The organism is Enterobacter cloacae complex sp. R_G8, assembly GCF_024599795.1.
GTDB lineage: Bacteria > Pseudomonadota > Gammaproteobacteria > Enterobacterales > Enterobacteriaceae > Enterobacter > Enterobacter dissolvens.
In genome coordinates this window covers 4,660,380-4,678,443 of sequence record NZ_CP102246.1, presented here as the reverse complement: position 1 = coordinate 4,678,443, position 18,064 = coordinate 4,660,380, and the positions used below count along the sequence as shown (strand labels likewise).

Annotated in this window: 15 protein-coding genes; 12 read left to right on the top strand and 3 right to left on the bottom strand. The window is 55.7% G+C overall.

Annotated features, from left to right (window positions below):
- Positions 1-9: 9 nt before the first annotated feature.
- The 11 genes from mutL to rlmB all read left to right on the top strand — a co-directional run bounded on the left by mutL (position 10) and on the right by rlmB (position 12,444).
- The gene (gene mutL, locus NQ842_RS22060; protein WP_257256335.1) at positions 10-1,854 is read left to right on the top strand and encodes a DNA mismatch repair endonuclease MutL; all 1,845 of its coding nucleotides are present in this window, start codon (positions 10-12) and stop codon (positions 1,852-1,854) included.
- Positions 1,847-2,797 carry a tRNA (adenosine(37)-N6)-dimethylallyltransferase MiaA gene (gene miaA, locus NQ842_RS22055; protein WP_014830380.1) on the top strand — a complete coding sequence of 317 codons (951 nt, stop codon included), beginning with the start codon at positions 1,847-1,849 and terminating at the stop codon, positions 2,795-2,797. Before mutL ends, miaA begins: the two co-directional genes overlap by 8 nt.
- Positions 2,798-2,882: 85 nt before the next feature.
- On the top strand, positions 2,883-3,194 hold the full coding sequence (gene hfq, locus NQ842_RS22050; protein ID WP_013095287.1) for an RNA chaperone Hfq: 312 nt from the start codon (positions 2,883-2,885) through the stop codon (positions 3,192-3,194).
- A gap of 74 nt (positions 3,195-3,268) precedes the next feature.
- Positions 3,269-4,549 (top strand): ribosome rescue GTPase HflX, encoded by a 1,281-nt coding sequence (gene hflX / locus NQ842_RS22045; RefSeq protein ID WP_014830381.1) that lies wholly within the window; start codon positions 3,269-3,271, stop codon positions 4,547-4,549.
- Between the two features lie 56 nt (positions 4,550-4,605).
- Positions 4,606-5,865: an FtsH protease activity modulator HflK gene (gene hflK, locus NQ842_RS22040; protein ID WP_014830382.1), complete on the top strand. Its 1,260-nt coding sequence runs from the start codon at positions 4,606-4,608 to the stop codon at positions 5,863-5,865.
- Between the two features lie 2 nt (positions 5,866-5,867).
- Positions 5,868-6,872 carry a protease modulator HflC gene (gene hflC / locus NQ842_RS22035; RefSeq protein WP_014830383.1) on the top strand — a complete coding sequence of 335 codons (1,005 nt, stop codon included), beginning with the start codon at positions 5,868-5,870 and terminating at the stop codon, positions 6,870-6,872.
- Positions 6,873-6,943: 71 nt separating this feature from the next.
- Positions 6,944-7,141, top strand: a complete 198-nt coding sequence (locus NQ842_RS22030; protein WP_013095291.1) for a DUF2065 domain-containing protein — start codon at positions 6,944-6,946, stop codon at positions 7,139-7,141.
- Between the two features lie 104 nt (positions 7,142-7,245).
- Positions 7,246-8,544 (top strand): adenylosuccinate synthase, encoded by a 1,299-nt coding sequence (locus NQ842_RS22025; protein ID WP_006178975.1) that lies wholly within the window; start codon positions 7,246-7,248, stop codon positions 8,542-8,544.
- Between the two features lie 192 nt (positions 8,545-8,736).
- Entirely contained in the window at positions 8,737-9,162 is a 426-nt protein-coding gene (gene nsrR / locus NQ842_RS22020; protein ID WP_014830384.1) for a nitric oxide-sensing transcriptional repressor NsrR, read from the top strand.
- Positions 9,163-9,200: 38 nt separating this feature from the next.
- A complete protein-coding gene (gene rnr, locus NQ842_RS22015; protein ID WP_013095293.1) occupies positions 9,201-11,642 on the top strand; it encodes a ribonuclease R in 2,442 nt (813 codons plus the stop codon).
- A 67-nt stretch (positions 11,643-11,709) separates the two neighbouring features.
- Entirely contained in the window at positions 11,710-12,444 is a 735-nt protein-coding gene (rlmB, locus tag NQ842_RS22010) for a 23S rRNA (guanosine(2251)-2'-O)-methyltransferase RlmB (protein WP_014830386.1), read from the top strand.
- A 90-nt stretch (positions 12,445-12,534) separates the two neighbouring features.
- Here rlmB and NQ842_RS22005 read toward each other — a convergent pair whose 3' ends face one another.
- The gene (locus NQ842_RS22005; RefSeq protein ID WP_257256334.1) at positions 12,535-13,809 is read right to left on the bottom strand and encodes an MFS transporter; all 1,275 of its coding nucleotides are present in this window, start codon (positions 13,807-13,809) and stop codon (positions 12,535-12,537) included.
- 193 nt (positions 13,810-14,002) lie between these two features.
- On the opposite strand from NQ842_RS22005, the gene NQ842_RS22000 reads away from it, so the two are divergent.
- Complete coding sequence (locus tag NQ842_RS22000) at positions 14,003-15,625, top strand: isovaleryl-CoA dehydrogenase (protein ID WP_013095296.1); 1,623 nt, start codon at positions 14,003-14,005, stop codon at positions 15,623-15,625.
- Here NQ842_RS22000 and NQ842_RS21995 read toward each other — a convergent pair.
- Both NQ842_RS21995 and yjfN read right to left on the bottom strand, forming a co-directional pair.
- A complete protein-coding gene (locus tag NQ842_RS21995; RefSeq protein ID WP_257256333.1) occupies positions 15,622-17,553 on the bottom strand; it encodes a methyl-accepting chemotaxis protein in 1,932 nt (643 codons plus the stop codon). The genes NQ842_RS22000 and NQ842_RS21995 overlap by 4 nt on opposite strands.
- Before the next feature lie 170 nt (positions 17,554-17,723).
- On the bottom strand, positions 17,724-18,011 hold the full coding sequence (yjfN, locus tag NQ842_RS21990; protein ID WP_043951556.1) for a DUF1471 family protease activator YjfN: 288 nt from the start codon (positions 18,009-18,011) through the stop codon (positions 17,724-17,726).
- Positions 18,012-18,064 lie beyond the last annotated feature (53 nt).

The window sequence follows — 18,064 nt, the reverse complement described above, 5'->3', positions numbered from 1 at the left end:
GGAGAATTCATGCCGATTCAGGTTCTACCGCCGCAGCTTGCGAACCAAATCGCCGCCGGTGAGGTGGTGGAGCGCCCTGCGTCGGTGGTGAAGGAGCTGGTCGAAAACAGTCTCGATGCGGGAGCCACCCGCATCGACATTGATATCGAACGTGGTGGCGCAAAGCTGATTCGCATTCGTGACAACGGGTGTGGCATAAAAAAAGACGAGCTGGCGCTGGCGCTGGCGCGTCACGCCACCAGTAAAATCGCCTCTCTGGACGACCTTGAAGCGATCATCAGCCTCGGATTTCGCGGCGAGGCGCTGGCCAGTATCAGCTCGGTTTCCCGTTTAACGCTGACCTCCCGTACGGCCGAACAGCAGGAAGCCTGGCAGGCCTACGCCGAAGGGCGTGATATGGACGTTACGGTCAAGCCTGCGGCGCATCCTGTCGGCACGACGCTCGAAGTGCTGGATCTCTTCTACAATACTCCCGCCCGCCGTAAGTTTATGCGCACCGAGAAGACCGAATTCGGTCATATCGATGAGATTATCCGCCGTATCGCGCTGGCGCGTTTCGATGTCACCATCAACCTCAGCCATAATGGCAAGGTGATGCGTCAGTACCGCGCGGTAGCGGAAGGTGGGCAGAAAGAACGTCGTCTGGGCGCTATCTGCGGTACGCCGTTTCTGGAACAGGCGCTGGCCATTGAATGGCAGCACGGCGATCTGGCCCTGCGCGGTTGGGTTGCCGACCCGAACGCCAGCAGTGCCGCCTTCGCGGAGATCCAGTATTGTTACGTGAATGGTCGTATGATGCGCGACCGTCTGATCAACCACGCCATTCGTCAGGCCTGCGAGGATAAGCTCGGCGCGGATCAGCAGCCTGCGTTTGTGCTTTATCTGGAAATCGACCCGCATCAGGTTGATGTTAACGTCCATCCCGCCAAGCATGAAGTTCGGTTCCATCAGTCGCGACTGGTGCACGATTTTATCTATCAGGGCGTGCTGAGCGTCCTGCAGCAGCAGGTTGAACCCACGCTGCCGCTGCAAAACGAAGAGCCCGTTCCGCGTCCGATACCGGAAAACCGTGTTGCGGCGGGGCGCAACCACTTTGCCGAGCCTGCCGTCGCGCGTGAAGCGGAAGCGCCGCGTTTCTCATCGGCGGGGAGCGCACCGCGACCCACCGGCGCAAACTATCCCAACGCCCAGCCCGGCTATCAAAAGCAGCAGGGGGCGTTGTACCGTAAATTGCTGGAAACCCCCGCAGTTACGCGTAAAGAGCACATTGAGGTGCAAACGCCTTCGCTGGAAGGGCATAGCCAGAGCTTTGGCCGGGTGCTGACGATTATCGCCCCGGATATGGCGTTACTCGAACGTGAGGGCAAGCTTATGCTGCTGGCTCTGCCGGTTGCGGAACGCTGGCTTAAACAGGTGCAACTGACCCCGGGTGAAAACGCGGCTTGCGCTCAGCCGTTACTGATCCCGGTTCGGCTAAAAATATCCGCTGATGAAACAAGGGTATTGCAGCGCGCAGAGGCCCAACTGGCGCAGATGGGGATAGAAATGGTACTGGAATCACAGCATGTGACAATTCGTGCAGTGCCTTTACCCTTACGCCAACAAAATTTACAAAACTTGATTCCTGAACTGATAGGCTACCTGGCGCAGCAAACGTCGTTTGATGCCGCCAACACCGCGCAGTGGATCGCCCGCCATTTGGCCAGCGAACATACGCCGTGGAGTATGGCGCAGGCGATTAGCGTGCTGGCAGAGGTGGAACGCCTTTGTCCGCATCTGGTGAAAGCACCGCCGGGTGGATTATTACAACCTGTTGATTTACAAACGGCGATGACCGCCCTGAAACATGATTGATATCAGTAAGGCGAGCCTGCCTAAGGCGATTTTTTTGATGGGCCCTACGGCCTCCGGCAAAACGGCGTTAGCTATTGAGCTTCGTAAAGTTTTGCCCGTAGAGTTGATTAGTGTCGATTCTGCCCTCATCTACCGAGGAATGGACATCGGCACAGCGAAGCCAGACGCAGACGAACTGCGCGCGGCACCGCATCGTTTGCTGGATATTCTCGACCCGGCTCAGGCCTACTCCGCAGCGGATTTTCGCCGCGATGCCTTAGCCGAGATGGCCGAGATAACGGCGGCGGGACGTATACCGCTGTTGGTTGGCGGAACCATGCTCTATTTCAAGGCGTTGCTGGAGGGGTTATCTCCTCTGCCATCAGCGGATCCTGAAATAAGAGCAAAAATTGAGCAGCAGGCGGCAGAGCAGGGGTGGGACGTTTTGCATCAGCAACTGGCAGAGATTGACCCGGTTGCCGCAGCACGGATCCATCCAAATGATCCGCAAAGGCTTTCCCGGGCACTGGAAGTTTTTTTCATTTCGGGTAAAACTTTAACGGAACTGACGCAAACGTCAGGAGACGCTCTGCCGTATCAGGTGCATCAGTTCGCCATCGCCCCGGCGAGCCGTGAACTGCTCCATCAACGAATTGAGCAGCGTTTTCATCAGATGTTGGCTTCAGATTTTGAAGCAGAAGTGCGGGCGCTATTTGCCCGTGGAGATTTGCATACGGATATGCCTTCCGTTCGTTGTGTGGGATACCGCCAGATGTGGTCATACCTTGAAGGCGAGATTTCATATGATGAAATGGTTTATAGAGGTGTTTGCGCCACGAGACAGTTAGCGAAGCGCCAGATCACCTGGTTGCGCGGTTGGGAAGGTGTTCACTGGTTAGACAGTGAAAAACCGCAACAGGCGTTAAACGAAGTGATTGAGGTTGTTGGTGATATCGCTCACTGAATGTGTACAATTGAGACGTATCGTGCGCAATTTTTCAGAATCGCAAGGTTCTAAGTACAAAACAAGCATATAAGGAAAAGATAGAATGGCTAAGGGGCAATCTTTACAAGATCCGTTCCTGAACGCATTGCGTCGGGAACGTGTTCCAGTTTCTATTTATTTGGTGAATGGTATTAAGCTGCAAGGTCAGATTGAGTCTTTCGATCAGTTCGTGATCCTGTTGAAAAACACGGTCAGCCAGATGGTCTACAAGCACGCTATTTCTACTGTTGTTCCGTCCCGTCCGGTATCCCATCACAGCAATAACGCTGGCGGCGGCACTGGTAGTAACTACCATCATGGCAGCAACGCGCAGGGTTCTTCTGCTCCTGCGCAGGACAGCGACGAGACCGAATAAGGTTTCGCACTGTTATCCACACGGGGAGCCAGGGATCCTGCGTTCCCCGCTGATCTTTTTAGAGGGTTTTACGCTTGTTTGACCGTTATGATGCCGGTGAGCAGGCGGTGCTGGTACACATCTATTTTTCGCAAGACAAAGATATGGAAGACCTCCAGGAGTTTGAATCTCTGGTCTCTTCCGCCGGTGTCGAAGCAATGCAGGTGATTACCGGTAGCCGTAAAGCGCCGCACCCAAAGTATTTTGTTGGTGAAGGTAAAGCAGTAGAAATTGCGGATGCCGTAAAAGCAACCGGTGCGTCAGTCGTGTTGTTTGATCATGCGCTGTCTCCGGCGCAGGAGCGTAACCTGGAAGCGCTTTGCGAATGCCGTGTTATCGATCGCACGGGGTTGATTTTAGATATTTTTGCTCAGCGTGCACGCACCCATGAGGGTAAGCTGCAGGTTGAGCTGGCGCAGCTGCGCCATCTGGCCACGCGTCTTGTACGTGGCTGGACCCACCTTGAACGACAAAAAGGCGGGATTGGTTTGCGCGGTCCGGGTGAAACCCAGCTCGAAACCGACCGCCGTTTGCTGCGTGGCCGTATTACCCAGATCCTCTCACGTCTGGAAAGAGTCGAGAAACAGCGTGAGCAGGGACGTCGGGCGCGCACGAAAGCCGACATCCCGACGGTGTCGCTGGTGGGGTATACCAACGCCGGTAAATCCACCCTGTTTAACCAGATTACCGAGGCCCAGGTCTATGCCGCAGACCAGCTGTTTGCGACCCTGGACCCGACGTTGCGTCGTATAGACGTGGCGGATGTGGGGGAAACCGTGCTGGCGGATACCGTAGGGTTTATCCGCCATCTGCCGCATGACCTGGTGGCCGCGTTTAAAGCCACCCTGCAGGAGACGCGTCAGGCGACCCTGCTGCTGCACGTGATTGATGCTGCAGATGTTCGCGTGCAGGAAAACATCGACGCGGTGAATGTGGTGCTGGAAGAGATCGAGGCCCACGAGATCCCAACGCTGTTGGTGATGAACAAGATCGACATGCTGGATGAATTTGAGCCGCGTATCGATCGTGATGAAGAGAACAAACCGATTCGGGTCTGGCTTTCTGCCCAGACCGGTATTGGTGTGCCACTGCTTTTCCAGGCTTTGACAGAACGTCTTTCCGGTGAGGTAGCCCAGCACACGCTGCGACTGCCGCCACAGGAAGGCAGGCTGCGCAGCCGGTTTTATCAGCTTCAGGCGATAGAAAAAGAGTGGATGGAGGATGACGGCAGCGTGGGGATGCAGGTGCGTATGCCGATCGTTGACTGGCGTCGCCTCTGTAAACAAGAACCTGCGCTGGTCGACTATATCGTCTGATCGGAAAGGGTATGCCTGAATAATTCGCCCTTGCATAACAAATATGGAGCATATACATGGCGTGGAATCAGCCCGGTAATAACGGACAGGACCGCGACCCGTGGGGAAGCAGCAATAATCAAGGCGGCAACTCTGGGGGAAATGGCAACAAAGGTGGTCGCGATCAGGGGCCGCCGGATCTGGATGATATCTTCCGCAAGCTAAGCAAGAAGCTTGGTGGGCTCGGTGGAGGAAAAGGGTCTGGCTCGGGTGGCAATTCTACCCAGGGCCCGCGCCCGCAAATGGGTGGCCGCATTGTGGGCATTGTGGCCGCTGCCGTGGTCATCATCTGGGCTGCCAGCGGGTTCTACACCATTAAAGAAGCCGAGCGCGGCGTGGTCACCCGTTTTGGTAAGTTCAGCCATCTGGTTGAGCCGGGCCTGAACTGGAAACCGACCTTCATTGACGACGTGACCGCAGTGAACGTGGAATCGGTGCGTGAGCTGGCCGCTTCCGGCGTGATGCTGACCTCTGACGAGAACGTGGTGCGCGTTGAGATGAACGTACAGTATCGCGTGACCGATCCAGAACGTTATCTGTTTAGCGTGACCAGCGCAGATGACAGCCTGCGTCAGGCCACCGATAGCGCCCTGCGCGGCGTGATCGGTAAATACACCATGGACCGTATTCTGACCGAAGGTCGTACCGTTATTCGTAGCGATACCCAGCGTGAGCTGGAAGAGACCATTCGTCCGTACAACATGGGGATCACCCTGCTTGACGTCAACTTCCAGGCCGCTCGTCCGCCGGAAGAGGTGAAAGCCGCGTTTGATGATGCGATTGCCGCGCGTGAAAACGAACAGCAGTACATCCGTGAAGCAGAAGCGTACACCAACGAAGTTCAGCCTCGTGCTAACGGTCAGGCGCAGCGTATTCTTGAAGAAGCACGTGCCTATAAGACTCAGACGATCCTGGAAGCACAGGGTGAAGTGGCTCGTTTCGCGCGCATTCTGCCGGAATATAAAGCGGCTCCGGAAATTACCCGTGAGCGTCTCTATATCGAGACCATGGAAAAAGTGCTGAGCCATACACGTAAAGTGCTGGTTAACGACAGCAAAGGTGGAAACCTGATGGTACTGCCGCTGGATCAGATGCTGAAAGGCGGTTCTGCACCGGCAGCGAAAGACAACAGCGGTGCCAATAACCTGCTGCGTCTGCCACCTGCATCGTCCGGTAGCTCAAGCGCAACAACCACGCCTTCTTCGAACGATGGTGACATTATGGACCAACGCCGTGCTAACGCGCAGCGTAACGACTACCAGCGTCAGGGGGAATAAGGATGCGTAAGTCAGTTATTGCGATCATCGTCATCGTACTGGTCGTACTTTATACCTCTATCTTTGTAGTGAAAGAGGGCGAGCGCGGGATTAAGTTCCAGTTCAGCAGCGTCGTCCGTGACAGTGACAAGCGTCCGGTGATTTATGAGCCGGGTCTGCACTTCAAGGTGCCTTTTATCCAGTCTGTGAAGACGCTTGATGCGCGTATCCAGACCATGGATAACCAGGCTGATCGTTTCGTGACCAAAGAGAAGAAAGACCTGATCGTTGACTCCTACATTAAGTGGCGTATCAGTGATTTCAGCCGTTACTTCCTGGCAACAGGCGGTGGTGATGTTTCTCAGGCGGAAGTGCTGTTGAAACGTAAATTCTCTGACCGTCTGCGTTCTGAGATTGGTCGTCTGGATGTGAAAGACATCGTGACCGACTCCCGTGGTCGTCTGACCCTGGAAGTACGCGATGCGCTGAACTCCGGTACTGCAGGTACGGAAGACGAAGTGGAAACGCCAGCGGCGGACGATGCGATTGCCAAGGCGGCTGAACGTGTTCAGGCTGAAACCAATGGCAAGGTACCGGTGATCAACCCGAACAGTATGGCTGCACTGGGTATCGAAGTGGTGGATGTGCGTATTAAGCAGATCAACCTGCCGGCAGAAGTGTCTGAGGCGATCTACAACCGTATGCGTGCAGAACGTGAAGCGGTAGCCCGTCGTCACCGTTCACAGGGTCAGGAAGAGGCTGAGAAACTGCGTGCAGCCGCGGACTACGAAGTGACCAAGACGCTGGCGGAATCTGAGCGTCAGGGCCGTATCCTGCGTGGTGAAGGTGATGCGGAAGCCGCGAAGCTGTTTGCCGATGCGTTTAGCCAGGATCCAGACTTCTACGCCTTTATCCGTAGCCTGCGTGCTTACGAGAATAGCTTTAAGAGCAACCAGGATGTGATGGTGCTCAGCCCGGACAGCGATTTCTTCCGTTATATGAAGACGCCGACTAACGCAACGCGATAAACTCAGGTTAGTTTGAGTATTCAAACCACCGCTCCCAACGGAGCGGTGGTTTTCTTTTATGAGGATTAAAAATGAATTCAACGATCTGGCTGGCCCTGGCGCTGGTTTTAGTCCTGGAAGGCCTGGGGCCGATGCTTTATCCGCGCGCCTGGCGTCGCATGATCGCCACCCTGAGTCAGTTGCCGGATAATATTTTGCGCCGATTCGGTGGCGGTCTTGTGGTTGCTGGCATTGTTATCTACTACATGTTGAGGAAAACGATTGGCTGATCAAAAAGTGATCGGATTTGGCATATTTTGGGGTCAAAAAGTGCTGTATATCTGAAAAAGCGATGGTAGAATCCATTTTTAAGCAAACGGTGATTTTGAAAAAAATGGGTAACAACGTCGTCGTACTGGGCACCCAATGGGGTGACGAAGGTAAAGGGAAGATTGTTGATCTTCTGACTGAACGGGCTAAATATGTTGTGCGCTACCAGGGCGGTCACAACGCAGGCCATACTCTCGTAATCAACGGTGAAAAAACCGTCCTCCATCTTATTCCATCAGGCATTCTCCGCGAAAACGTCACCAGCATCATCGGTAACGGCGTAGTGCTGTCTCCGGCTGCGCTGATGAAAGAGATGAAAGGTCTGGAAGACCGTGGTATCCCGGTTCGCGAGCGTCTGCTGCTCTCCGAAGCCTGCCCGCTGATCCTTGATTATCACGTGGCACTGGACGTTGCGCGTGAAAAAGCGCGTGGCGCGAAAGCGATCGGCACCACCGGTCGTGGTATCGGCCCGGCTTATGAAGACAAAGTAGCTCGTCGCGGTCTGCGCGTGGGCGACCTGTTTGATAAAGCGACCTTCGCTGAAAAACTGAAAGAAGTGATGGAATATCACAACTTCCAGCTGGTGAACTTCTACAAAGCTGACGCTGTTGACTACCAGAAAGTGCTGGATGACGTCATGGCGATTGCTGACATTCTGACCGGTATGGTTGTTGATGTGTCCGATCTGCTTGACCAGGCACGCAAGCGTGGCGATTTCGTCATGTTCGAAGGTGCGCAGGGTACGCTGCTGGACATCGACCACGGTACCTATCCGTACGTAACCTCCTCCAACACCACCGCAGGTGGCGTGGCGACGGGTTCTGGCCTGGGTCCGCGTTATGTGGATTACGTTCTGGGTATCATTAAAGCGTACTCCACTCGCGTGGGTGCGGGTCCATTCCCGACCGAGCTGTTTGATGAAACCGGCGAGTTCCTGTGCAAGCAGGGTAACGAGTTTGGCGCGACCACCGGTCGTCGTCGTCGTACCGGCTGGCTGGATGCGGTTGCTGTGCGTCGTGCAGTGCAGATCAACTCCCTGTCTGGCTTCTGCCTGACCAAGCTGGACGTACTGGACGGCCTGAAAGAAGTGAAAATCTGCGTCGGCTACCGCATGCCAGATGGCCGTGAAGTGACCACCACGCCGCTGGCTGCTGACGACTGGGAAGGCATCGAGCCAATCTACGAAACCATGCCAGGCTGGTCTGAGACCACCTTTGGTGTGAAAGAGCGTAGCGGCCTGCCGCAGGCGGCGCTGGATTACATCAAGCGCATTGAAGAACTGACCGAAGTGCCGATCGACATTATCTCTACCGGCCCGGATCGTACTGAAACGATGATCCTGCGCGACCCGTTCGACGCATAATCTTCGTGACTGCTGGCCTGCGGGGAAACCCGTAGGCTGGATAAGCGTAGCGCCATCCGGCGACCGCTCCTGGATCTCCGCTTTTTCGCCCCGTCTGTCAAATAAATTAGCCGCTAACTATCTGGCTGGTTTATCATCATTAATGAATCACTTTGCGGTCTATCCGCGTTTTCCTTTTTTCCTGAGGTTGATGTGCAGTTAACAAGTTTCACCGATTACGGCTTACGTGCGCTGATCTACATGGCGTCGTTACCCGATGGGAAAATGACCAGTATCTCTGAAGTAACAGAGGTCTACGGCGTGTCCCGTAATCATATGGTCAAAATAATCAATCAACTTAGTCGTGCCGGATACGTTGCTGCCGTCCGCGGGAAAAATGGTGGGATCCGTCTCGGTAAACCGGCGCAAAGTATTCGTATCGGGGATGTGGTACGTGAACTGGAGCCATTATCTCTGGTGAACTGCAGCAGCGAGTTCTGCCACATTACGCCCGCTTGTCGCCTGAAACAGGCGCTTTCTCTGGCCGTGCAAAGTTTTCTCAAGGAACTGGATAACTACACGCTGGCCGATTTGGTTGAAGAGAATCAACCGCTTTATAAATTATTGCTGGTGGAATGAAGAAAATTTCCACCGGAGCTGACAACGGAGGAACCGATATGTCACATGATCCTTTCCAGGAACGCGAAGCTGAAAAATACGCGAATCCTATTCCCAGCCGCGAGTTCATCATTGAACACTTAACAAAACGCGAAAAACCCGCCAATCGTGAAGAACTTGCTGTTGAATTAAACATTGAAGGTGAAGAGCAAACTGAAGCCCTTCGCCGCCGCCTGCGTGCTATGGAGCGCGACGGGCAACTGGTCTTTACCCGCCGCCAGTGCTATGCGCTACCAGAACGCCTCGACCTGCTGAAAGGGACCGTCATTGGTCACCGCGACGGTTACGGTTTTCTGCGCGTAGAGGGCCGTAAAGACGATCTCTACCTCTCATCCGAACAGATGAAAATGTGTATCCATGGCGACCAGATCCTGGCGCAGCCGCTGGGTGCCGATCGTAAAGGTCGTCGCGAAGCACGTGTGGTTCGTGTGCTGGTGCCAAAAACCAGCCAGATCGTTGGCCGCTACTTTACCGATGCCGGTGTAGGCTTTGTGGTACCGGATGACAGCCGTCTGAGCTTCGATATCCTGATCCCGCCTGAAGAGGTGATGGGCGCGCGCATGGGCTTTGTGGTGGTGGTGGAGCTTACCCAGCGTCCAACGCGTCGCACCAAAGCGGTAGGGAAAATTGTGGAAGTGCTGGGCGATAACATGGGTACCGGCATGGCTGTTGATATGGCCTTGCGTACGCATGAGATCCCTTACATCTGGCCAAAAGCGGTTGAAGAGCAGATTGTGGGCCTGAAGGAAGAGGTTCCGGAAGAGTCCAAAGCGGGACGTGTGGACCTGCGCAGTCTGCCGCTGGTCACCATTGATGGTGAAGACGCCCGTGACTTCGATGACGCCGTATACTGCGAGAAAAAACGCGGTGGCGGCTGGCGTCTGTGGGTTGCTATCGCGGACGTGAGCTATTACGTTCGTCCCCACACGCCACTCGATAACGAAGCGCGCAGCCGTGGTACGTCGGTCTACTTCCCGTCTCAGGTGGTACCGATGCTGCCGGAAGTGCTCTCCAATGGCCTCTGTTCCCTGAACCCGCAGGTTGATCGCCTGTGTATGGTTTGCGAGATGACCATCTCCAGTAAAGGTCGCTTAACCGGTTACAAGTTCTACGAAGCGGTGATGAGTTCCCATGCGCGCCTGACCTATACCAAGGTCTGGCATATGCTGCAGGGGGACCAGGATCTGCGTGAGCAGTATGCGCCGCTGGTCAAACATATCGAAGAGCTGCATAACCTCTACAAAACGCTGGATCAGGCACGCGAAGAGCGCGGTGGGATCTCGTTTGAAAGCGAAGAGGCGAAGTTTATCTTTAACGCTGAACGCCGCATTGAGCGTATCGAACAGACCCAGCGTAACGATGCACATAAGCTGATCGAGGAGTGTATGATCCTGGCGAACATTTCGGCGGCCCGTTTCGTCGAGAAAGCCAAGGAACCCGCGCTGTTCCGTATCCACGATAAACCGTCGACGGAAGCGATCACCGCGTTCCGCTCCGTACTGGCTGAACTCGGTCTGGAGCTGCCTGGCGGTAACAAGCCAGAGCCGCGCGATTATGCCGAGCTGCTGGAATCCATTGGCGATCGCCCGGATGCAGAAATGCTGCAGACCATGCTGCTGCGCTCCATGAAGCAGGCGATTTACGATCCGGAAAACCGTGGTCACTTCGGTCTGGCGCTGCAGTCTTACGCCCACTTTACATCGCCGATCCGTCGTTATCCGGACCTGTCTTTGCACCGCGCGATCAAGTATCTGCTGGCGCAGGAGCAGGGCCATAAAGGAAACACGACTGAAACCGGCGGGTACCACTATTCCATGGAAGAGATGCTGCAACTGGGTCAGCACTGTTCCATGACCGAGCGCCGTGCCGATGAAGCGACGCGCGAAGTCTCTGACTGGCTGAAATGCGACTTTATGCTGGATCAGGTCGGTAACATTTTCAAAGGCGTCATTGCCAGTGTGACCGGGTTTGGTTTCTTTGTTCGTCTGGACGAGCTGTTTATCGACGGTCTGGTGCATGTCTCCAGTCTGGATAACGACTACTACCGTTTCGACCAGGTCGGGCAGCGTCTGATTGGCGAATCGGGTGGACAGACCTATCGCCTTGGCGATCGGGTGGAAGTGAAGGTCGAAGCCGTCAACATGGACGAGCGTAAGATTGACTTCAGCCTGATCTCCAGCGAGCGCGCGCCGCGTAACGTAGGGAAAACCGCGCGTGAGAAGGCGAAAAAAGGCGGTAACGGCAACGCGAGCGGCAAACGTCGTCAGGCGGGCAAGAAAGTAAACTTCGAGCCGGACAGCGCGTTCCGCGGTGAGAAAAAGCAGAAGCCAAAAGCGGCGAAGAAAGAGGCTCGCAAGGCGAAAAAGCCGTCTGCGAAAACGCAGAAAATTGCTGCTGCGACCAAAGCGAAGCGTGCAGCGAAGAAACAGCAGGCGGAGTAAATCCTCCCCTCACCCTGACCCTCTCCCCAACGGGGAGAGGGGGAATTACCTATTATGAGAATCATCAATGAGTGAAATGATTTACGGCATCCACGCGGTGCAGGCCCTGCTGGAGCGCGCACCGGAGCGTTTTCAGGAAGTGTTTATTCTGAAAGGGCGTGAAGACAAACGTCTGATGCCGCTGATCCACGCACTGGAAGCGCAGGGCGTGGTGATCCAGCTGGCCAATCGCCAGTTCCTGGATGAGAAAAGTGAAGGTGCGGTTCACCAGGGAATTATTGCCCGCGTGAAGCCAGGTCGTCAGTATCAGGAAAACGATCTGCCGGATCTGATTGCTGCACTGGATAACCCGTTCTTCCTGATCCTTGATGGCGTGACCGATCCGCACAACCTCGGCGCGTGTCTGCGTAGTGCTGATGCGGCAGGCGTTCATGCGGTGATCGTGCCGAAAGATCGTTCTGCACAGCTGAACGCGACGGCGAAGAAAGTGGCCTGTGGTGCAGCGGAAAACGTTCCACTGATCCGCGTCACCAACCTGGCGCGCACCATGCGTCTGCTGCAGGAAGAGAATATCTGGATCGTCGGTACCGCCGGTGAAGCAGATCATACCCTGTATCAGAGCAAAATGACCGGCCGACTGGCGCTGGTGATGGGGGCGGAAGGTGAAGGCATGCGTCGCCTGACGCGCGAGCACTGCGATGAGCTGATCAGCATCCCGATGGCGGGCAGCGTGTCGTCCCTGAACGTTTCTGTTGCAACGGGTATTTGCCTGTTTGAAGCGGTACGTCAGCGCGCAGAATAAACAGCAAGGCCGTCCTGTGGACGGCCTTTTGTGTTTTCTCCCTCTCCCGGTGGGAGAGGGCCGGGGTGAGGGCACCAGACGGTGACAACCTCACTCCTCCAGCGCCCGCAAATGGTCATCCTTCCTGAGCGTCATCAGCGCCACAATACTCACCACCGCCGTCGCCATGACGTAATATGCCGGAATATCGAGGTTTCCCGTCTCTTTAATCAGCCCGGTAATGATCAGCCCCGCACACCCCGAGAAAATGGCATTCGACAAGGAATACGCCAGACCGAGCCCGGTATAGCGCACGCGCGTCGGGAACATCTCTGAGAGCATTGCCGGCCCTGGACCTGCGAGCATGCCCACCAGACCGCCCGCAATCAACACCACGATCGCTTTCACCGCCAGGGTACTCGACTCCGCCTGCAGAATTTTCAGCAGCGGCAGGGCGAGGATCAGCAGTAACGTGGTGGCGATAATCATTACCGTGCGGCGGCCGATCCTGTCGCTCAGGATCCCCGACGGAATAATGGTGAGCGCAAAGCCGATATTCGAAATCACGGCTATTAACAGTGCCTGGTTAAATCCGGTGTGCAGTGCCGATTGCAGATAGGTCGGCATAATCACCAGATAGGTATAACCCGCCGCCGACCAGACCATCACCCGGCCAATTCCCATCACGATCGCTTTAATTGTGGCGACGGTACTGGCCTGTGCGATGAGCGGTTTTTCCTGCTGCTGCACGAAGCTCGGCGTCTCTTCCATACTCACCCGCAACCAGAGCGCCACCACCCCCATGGGCAGGGCCAGGAAAAATGGGATACGCCAGCCCCAGTCATGCAGGGCTTCTGGTGTCAGTAAGGCAGAAAGCAAGGCGACAATACCCGCGCCCGCTAACAGCCCCAGCGCCACCGTGAACGACTGCCATGCGCCATACAGACCACGTTTACCGCGGGGTGCAAATTCCGTCATCAAGGAAACGGCACCACCGTACTCACCCCCCGCGAACAATCCCTGCAGGATGCGCAGCAGCGTAACGATCAGCGGCGCAGCGATACCGATGCTGGCATAGACTGGCACAACACCGATGGCGGCGGTGGCGAGCGTCATCAGCACCAGCACAATGATCAGCGTCGGTTTGCGGCCAATACGGTCGCCGATGCGGCCAAACACCACCGCCCCCAGTGGGCGGAAGAAGAAAGCGATGGCAAATGAGGCGTAGGTGAGGAGCAGGCTGGTCAGCCCCGACTCACCTTCAAGCTGGAAGAAGTTTTTTGCAATCACGGTGGCCAGAAAGCCGTAGACCGCAAACTCATACCACTCGATGAAATTACCAATGGAGCCTGCAATTAACGCACGCTTATGCGCATTCGGTTGCATAACTTTCCTCACTGAAAGGGGTAAGAATAAATTATTCAATAAAAGTGAAGTGATGAAATAGTTTATTCTTATGTTCTGTGAGCTATTTCACGAATGATATCAGCGGGATCGCTACCGTGTGACCTTACTCCCATGCAGCGTGCACGGGGTCTGTCCATACTTATCTTCATTGCCACTGAAGGAGGGAGACAGCATGCACTGGCAAACACATACCGTTTTTAACCAACCCGCACCGCTTTCGAACAGCAACCTTTTTCTCTCTGATTGTGCCCTGCGTGACGCGGTGGCTCGCGAAGGCGCGGAGTGGGATAGCGAGCTGCTGGCCAGTATCGGCCAGCAGTTAGGTACGGCGGAGTCACTGGAGCTTGGCAGGCTGGCGAACGTCAATCCGCCGGAGTTACTCCGCTATGACCCCACCGGTGAGCGGCTGGATGATGTCCGTTTTCACCCCGCCTGGCATCTTCTGATGCAGGGGCTGTGTGCTAACCGGGTGCATAACCTGGCGTGGGAAGAGGAGGCGCGTAAAGGCTCCTTTGTCGCTCGCGCCGCGCGCTTCGTGTTGCATGCTCAGGTTGAGGCCGGAACGCTGTGTCCCGTGACCATGACGTTTGCCGCCACGCCGCTGCTGCAACAGGCGCTGCCTGAACCTTTCCAGAACTGGCTCACGCCGCTACTGAGCGATCGTTATGATCCTCACCTTGCCCCTGGAGCCCAAAAGCGCGGCCTGCTGATCGGCATGGGGATGACGGAAAAACAGGGCGGCTCGGACGTGCTCAGCAACACCACCAAAGCGGAAAAGTGCAGCGACGGCAGCTACCGGCTGGTGGGTCATAAGTGGTTTTTCTCCGTGCCACAAAGCGATGCGCATCTGGTGCTGGCGCAGGCGAAAGGCGGGTTGTCCTGCTTTTTTGTTCCTCGCTTTTTGCCTGACGGGCAGCGCAACGCCGTGCGCCTGGAGCGGCTGAAAGACAAGCTCGGCAACCGCTCTAACGCCAGCAGTGAAGCGGAGTTTCTGGATGCGTCCGGTTGGTTGTTAGGGGAAGAGGGGGAAGGGGTACGACAGATCCTGCGCATGGGCGGGTTAACGCGTTTTGACTGCGCTCTGGGCAGCCATGGGTTGATGCGTCGGGCATTATCCGTGGCGCTGTACCACGCCCATCAGCGGCAGACGTTCGGAAAAAACCTCATCGATCAGCCGCTGATGCGTGACGTCCTGAGCCGCATGGCGCTGGTGCTGGAGGGGCAAACGGCGCTGCTGTTTCGCCTTGCCCGGGCGTGGGATAAACGCGCCGATCCGCAGGAGGCGGCCTGGGCGCGGCTTTTCACACCAGCCGCGAAATTCAGCGTCTGCAAAGCGGGTATCCCGTTTGTGGCAGAGGCGATGGAGGTGTTGGGCGGCATCGGGTACTGCGAGGAGAGTGAACTCCCCCGCCTGTATCGCGAGATGCCGGTGAACAGCATCTGGGAAGGCTCAGGGAACATCATGTGTCTGGATGTTCTGCGCGTTCTGGCGAAGCAGCCGGGTATGTTCGATCTGCTGGCAGAGGATTTTGCGCAGGTAAAAGGCCAGGACAGGCACTTCGATCGCAGCTGGCGACAGTTGCAGCAAAAGCTGCGTAAACCGCAGGAGGCGCAGGGCCGGGAGATTGCGCATCAGCTATTCCTGCTGGGCGCCGGAAGCCAGATGCTGCGGCACGCATCCCCACCTGTCGCGCAGGCCTGGTGCCGTATGATGCTGGATACCCGTGGCGGCACACTGATGACAGAGCAGGTTCAAAGTGACCTGCTGCTGCGCGCCACGGGCAGAGTGGGCTAGTTTTTAAGCTGGAACAGGCTCACCAGCTGGGTCAGGTGCGACCCTTTCTCGCGCAGCGATTGTGCCGTTTGCTCGCTGCGCGAGACGCGATCGGCGTTGATGTGGGAGGCTTCACCAATATGGGTCATGGCCAGATTCACCTGACGGATCCCCGCCGACTGTTCGCGGGATGCATGGTTGATCCCGGTCACCAGTTGGTTGATGTTATCGATGTGCGCGATGATGGAATCCATCGCCAGACGCGTCTGCTCTGAGAGCGCATGGCCTTCACTCACCTTGTTCAGCGTGTCGCCAATTAACTGCTCAATCTCTTTCACGGCGTTAGCGCTGCGTGCCGCCAGGGCGCGCACTTCCTGCGCGACTACAGCAAACCCTTTTCCGTGTTCGCCGGCGCGTGCAGCTTCAACTGCCGCATTAAGCGCCAGAATATTGGTCTGGAAAGCAATCGACTCAATCACGCGCGTGATGTCCTCGATGCGCTTTGAGGCGTCGCGAATAGCATCCATGGTGGAGACTGCGTTCGTCACCGTCTCGCCCCCCTGATGCACCACGCGTGAGGTTTCCCCCACCAGCTGCTGCGTCTGTTCCATATTGGCCGCGTTTTGCTGCACGGTTGCGGCGAGTTGTTCCATACTCGCAGAGGTCTCTTCAACGCTGCTGGCCTGTTTGTTGATCTGCTCTGAGATCTCACCGGTATCAGAGGCCAGGGCGTTGGTCCCCAGATGGATCTCGCCTGCGGCCTCGCGTACCTGCAGGACAATTTTTTCCAGACCGCCGCCGATCCCGTTGATGGCGTCGATAAGCTGGCCAACCTCGTCCTGACGGGTAACGGCCAGGCTGGCACGCAAATCGCCCGCAGCATACTGCCGGGCAAGGTGAATGACGTTACGCAGCGGGCGCGTCAGCATGCGACGAATGATGATGACAAACAGCGCGGCAAACAGGACTGACAGCGCCACGCCTGCCAGCAGGAAGCGATCCCGCATCGTGGTGACGCTTGAGAGCAGGACCGATTTATCCACTTCCCCCACAATGGTCCAGTTCCAGCCCGGCAGCGGCGTGTAGGCCATTTTCACGATACGACCGTCCTCACTTACGCGTTCCAGCGTACCCGGGGTATTGCTCAGCAACTGCTGCTGGGTGGCGCTGTCCCACTCAGGCAACTGGCCTTCTCTGCTCGTGTGGAACAGGAACTGTCCGCGCGTTTTGCCGTTGCTGCGATCCAGCACGAAGAAGTGTCCGCTGTCACCTAAACGGCGATTGAGGATTTTTTCGCGCATTACGTTCCAGGAGTGAGTGAGGTCCACACCAACAAAAATGATCCCAATGACCTGGCCTTCTGCGTTTTTGAACGGCTGATACTGGGTGATATAGCGCTTGCCGAACAGCAGCGCCAGACCGCGATAGACCTCGCCTTTAGTGACGGCCGCATAGGCCGGGCTGGCAGTGTCCAGAACGGTACCCATTGCCCGATCGCCATTCTCTTTGCGCAGGGAGGTGGCGACACGGACAAAATCATTACCGCTACGTACAAACAGGGTCGAGATTGCCCCTGTACGCTTGAGGAAATCGTCAGAAAGGGCATTGTTTTCATGCAGGCCCGTTTCTCCCCCTTTCAGAAGGGGCACGCTAAGCCCGTTAATGGTCTGGAGTTGACTGCTGTCGACGCTCAAAGGCTGCGGTAAAAAGGTAGTGAACAGCCGGGTATAGCTCTCGACCTCTTCGCTCAGACTGGTGTTAAACATCTGTACCATATCAACCATACCGGTGGACTGGTTATGCAGGTCTTCTACCGCAAGGGCTTCAAGCTGCTGGCTGGCTTTATGGCTGAGCAGAAAAGTGAAAAGCAAAAACAGCGTGGCGACACTCACACCGGTAAGAAGCGATAGCTTTGCGCCCAGACCCGCACGGCGAAAAAAGGTGATCATAAATTGCTCATTATTGAAAAGGTATGGCTTTTCAACGGCAGGGCAGAGCTAACATTTACTTAAAAAATGTAACAAAATGTTATCAAATTGTTTTTTATGGCTTTGAAGGGAGATAAAAAATTTGCAAAAACGAAAAGCCACTAAAAATAAGTGGCTTTTATCGGAGATAATTAGACATAGAGAATAGCTTGTACGCGCCAATGATCGCTACGGTTATCTTCCTGCATCTGTACAATGCGATACCAGGAAGCGCCCTGTTCATCGGCTTTTAATGCCACGACACGTTCAACATCTTGCGGGCTCCCCGAAATGTTATTGACGGAGATCTGGCCAATTTCATTAAGGCCAGTGACGCAATCAGCACTGGCGAATTCTGCTGACTGTGCAGTCGTGCTCACAAGGCCTGCCGAGAGCAACAGAGAGGTCAAAGCAAGAGTTCGTTTCATTGTCAGCTCCATTTCACATTTCTCCGGTATCCGCCGGGCACTCCTTCGCAAATAAACTCACTTCC

What these genes read in the sequence shown, in the direction of transcription:
- yjfN (WP_043951556.1), bottom strand. Translation starts at nt 18,011, where the DNA reads ATGGAGCTGACAATGAAACGAACTCTTGCTTTGACCTCTCTGTTGCTC.
- rlmB (WP_014830386.1), top strand. Translation starts at nt 11,710, where the DNA reads ATGAGTGAAATGATTTACGGCATCCACGCGGTGCAGGCCCTGCTGGAG.
- hfq (WP_013095287.1), top strand. Translation starts at nt 2,883, where the DNA reads ATGGCTAAGGGGCAATCTTTACAAGATCCGTTCCTGAACGCATTGCGT.
- miaA (WP_014830380.1), top strand. Translation starts at nt 1,847, where the DNA reads ATGATTGATATCAGTAAGGCGAGCCTGCCTAAGGCGATTTTTTTGATG.
- NQ842_RS22025 (WP_006178975.1), top strand. Translation starts at nt 7,246, where the DNA reads ATGGGTAACAACGTCGTCGTACTGGGCACCCAATGGGGTGACGAAGGT.
- hflC (WP_014830383.1), top strand. Translation starts at nt 5,868, where the DNA reads ATGCGTAAGTCAGTTATTGCGATCATCGTCATCGTACTGGTCGTACTT.
- NQ842_RS21995 (WP_257256333.1), bottom strand. Translation starts at nt 17,553, where the DNA reads ATGATCACCTTTTTTCGCCGTGCGGGTCTGGGCGCAAAGCTATCGCTT.
- rnr (WP_013095293.1), top strand. Translation starts at nt 9,201, where the DNA reads ATGTCACATGATCCTTTCCAGGAACGCGAAGCTGAAAAATACGCGAAT.
- NQ842_RS22005 (WP_257256334.1), bottom strand. Translation starts at nt 13,809, where the DNA reads ATGCAACCGAATGCGCATAAGCGTGCGTTAATTGCAGGCTCCATTGGT.
- NQ842_RS22000 (WP_013095296.1), top strand. Translation starts at nt 14,003, where the DNA reads ATGCACTGGCAAACACATACCGTTTTTAACCAACCCGCACCGCTTTCG.
- hflK (WP_014830382.1), top strand. Translation starts at nt 4,606, where the DNA reads ATGGCGTGGAATCAGCCCGGTAATAACGGACAGGACCGCGACCCGTGG.
- NQ842_RS22030 (WP_013095291.1), top strand. Translation starts at nt 6,944, where the DNA reads ATGAATTCAACGATCTGGCTGGCCCTGGCGCTGGTTTTAGTCCTGGAA.
- mutL (WP_257256335.1), top strand. Translation starts at nt 10, where the DNA reads ATGCCGATTCAGGTTCTACCGCCGCAGCTTGCGAACCAAATCGCCGCC.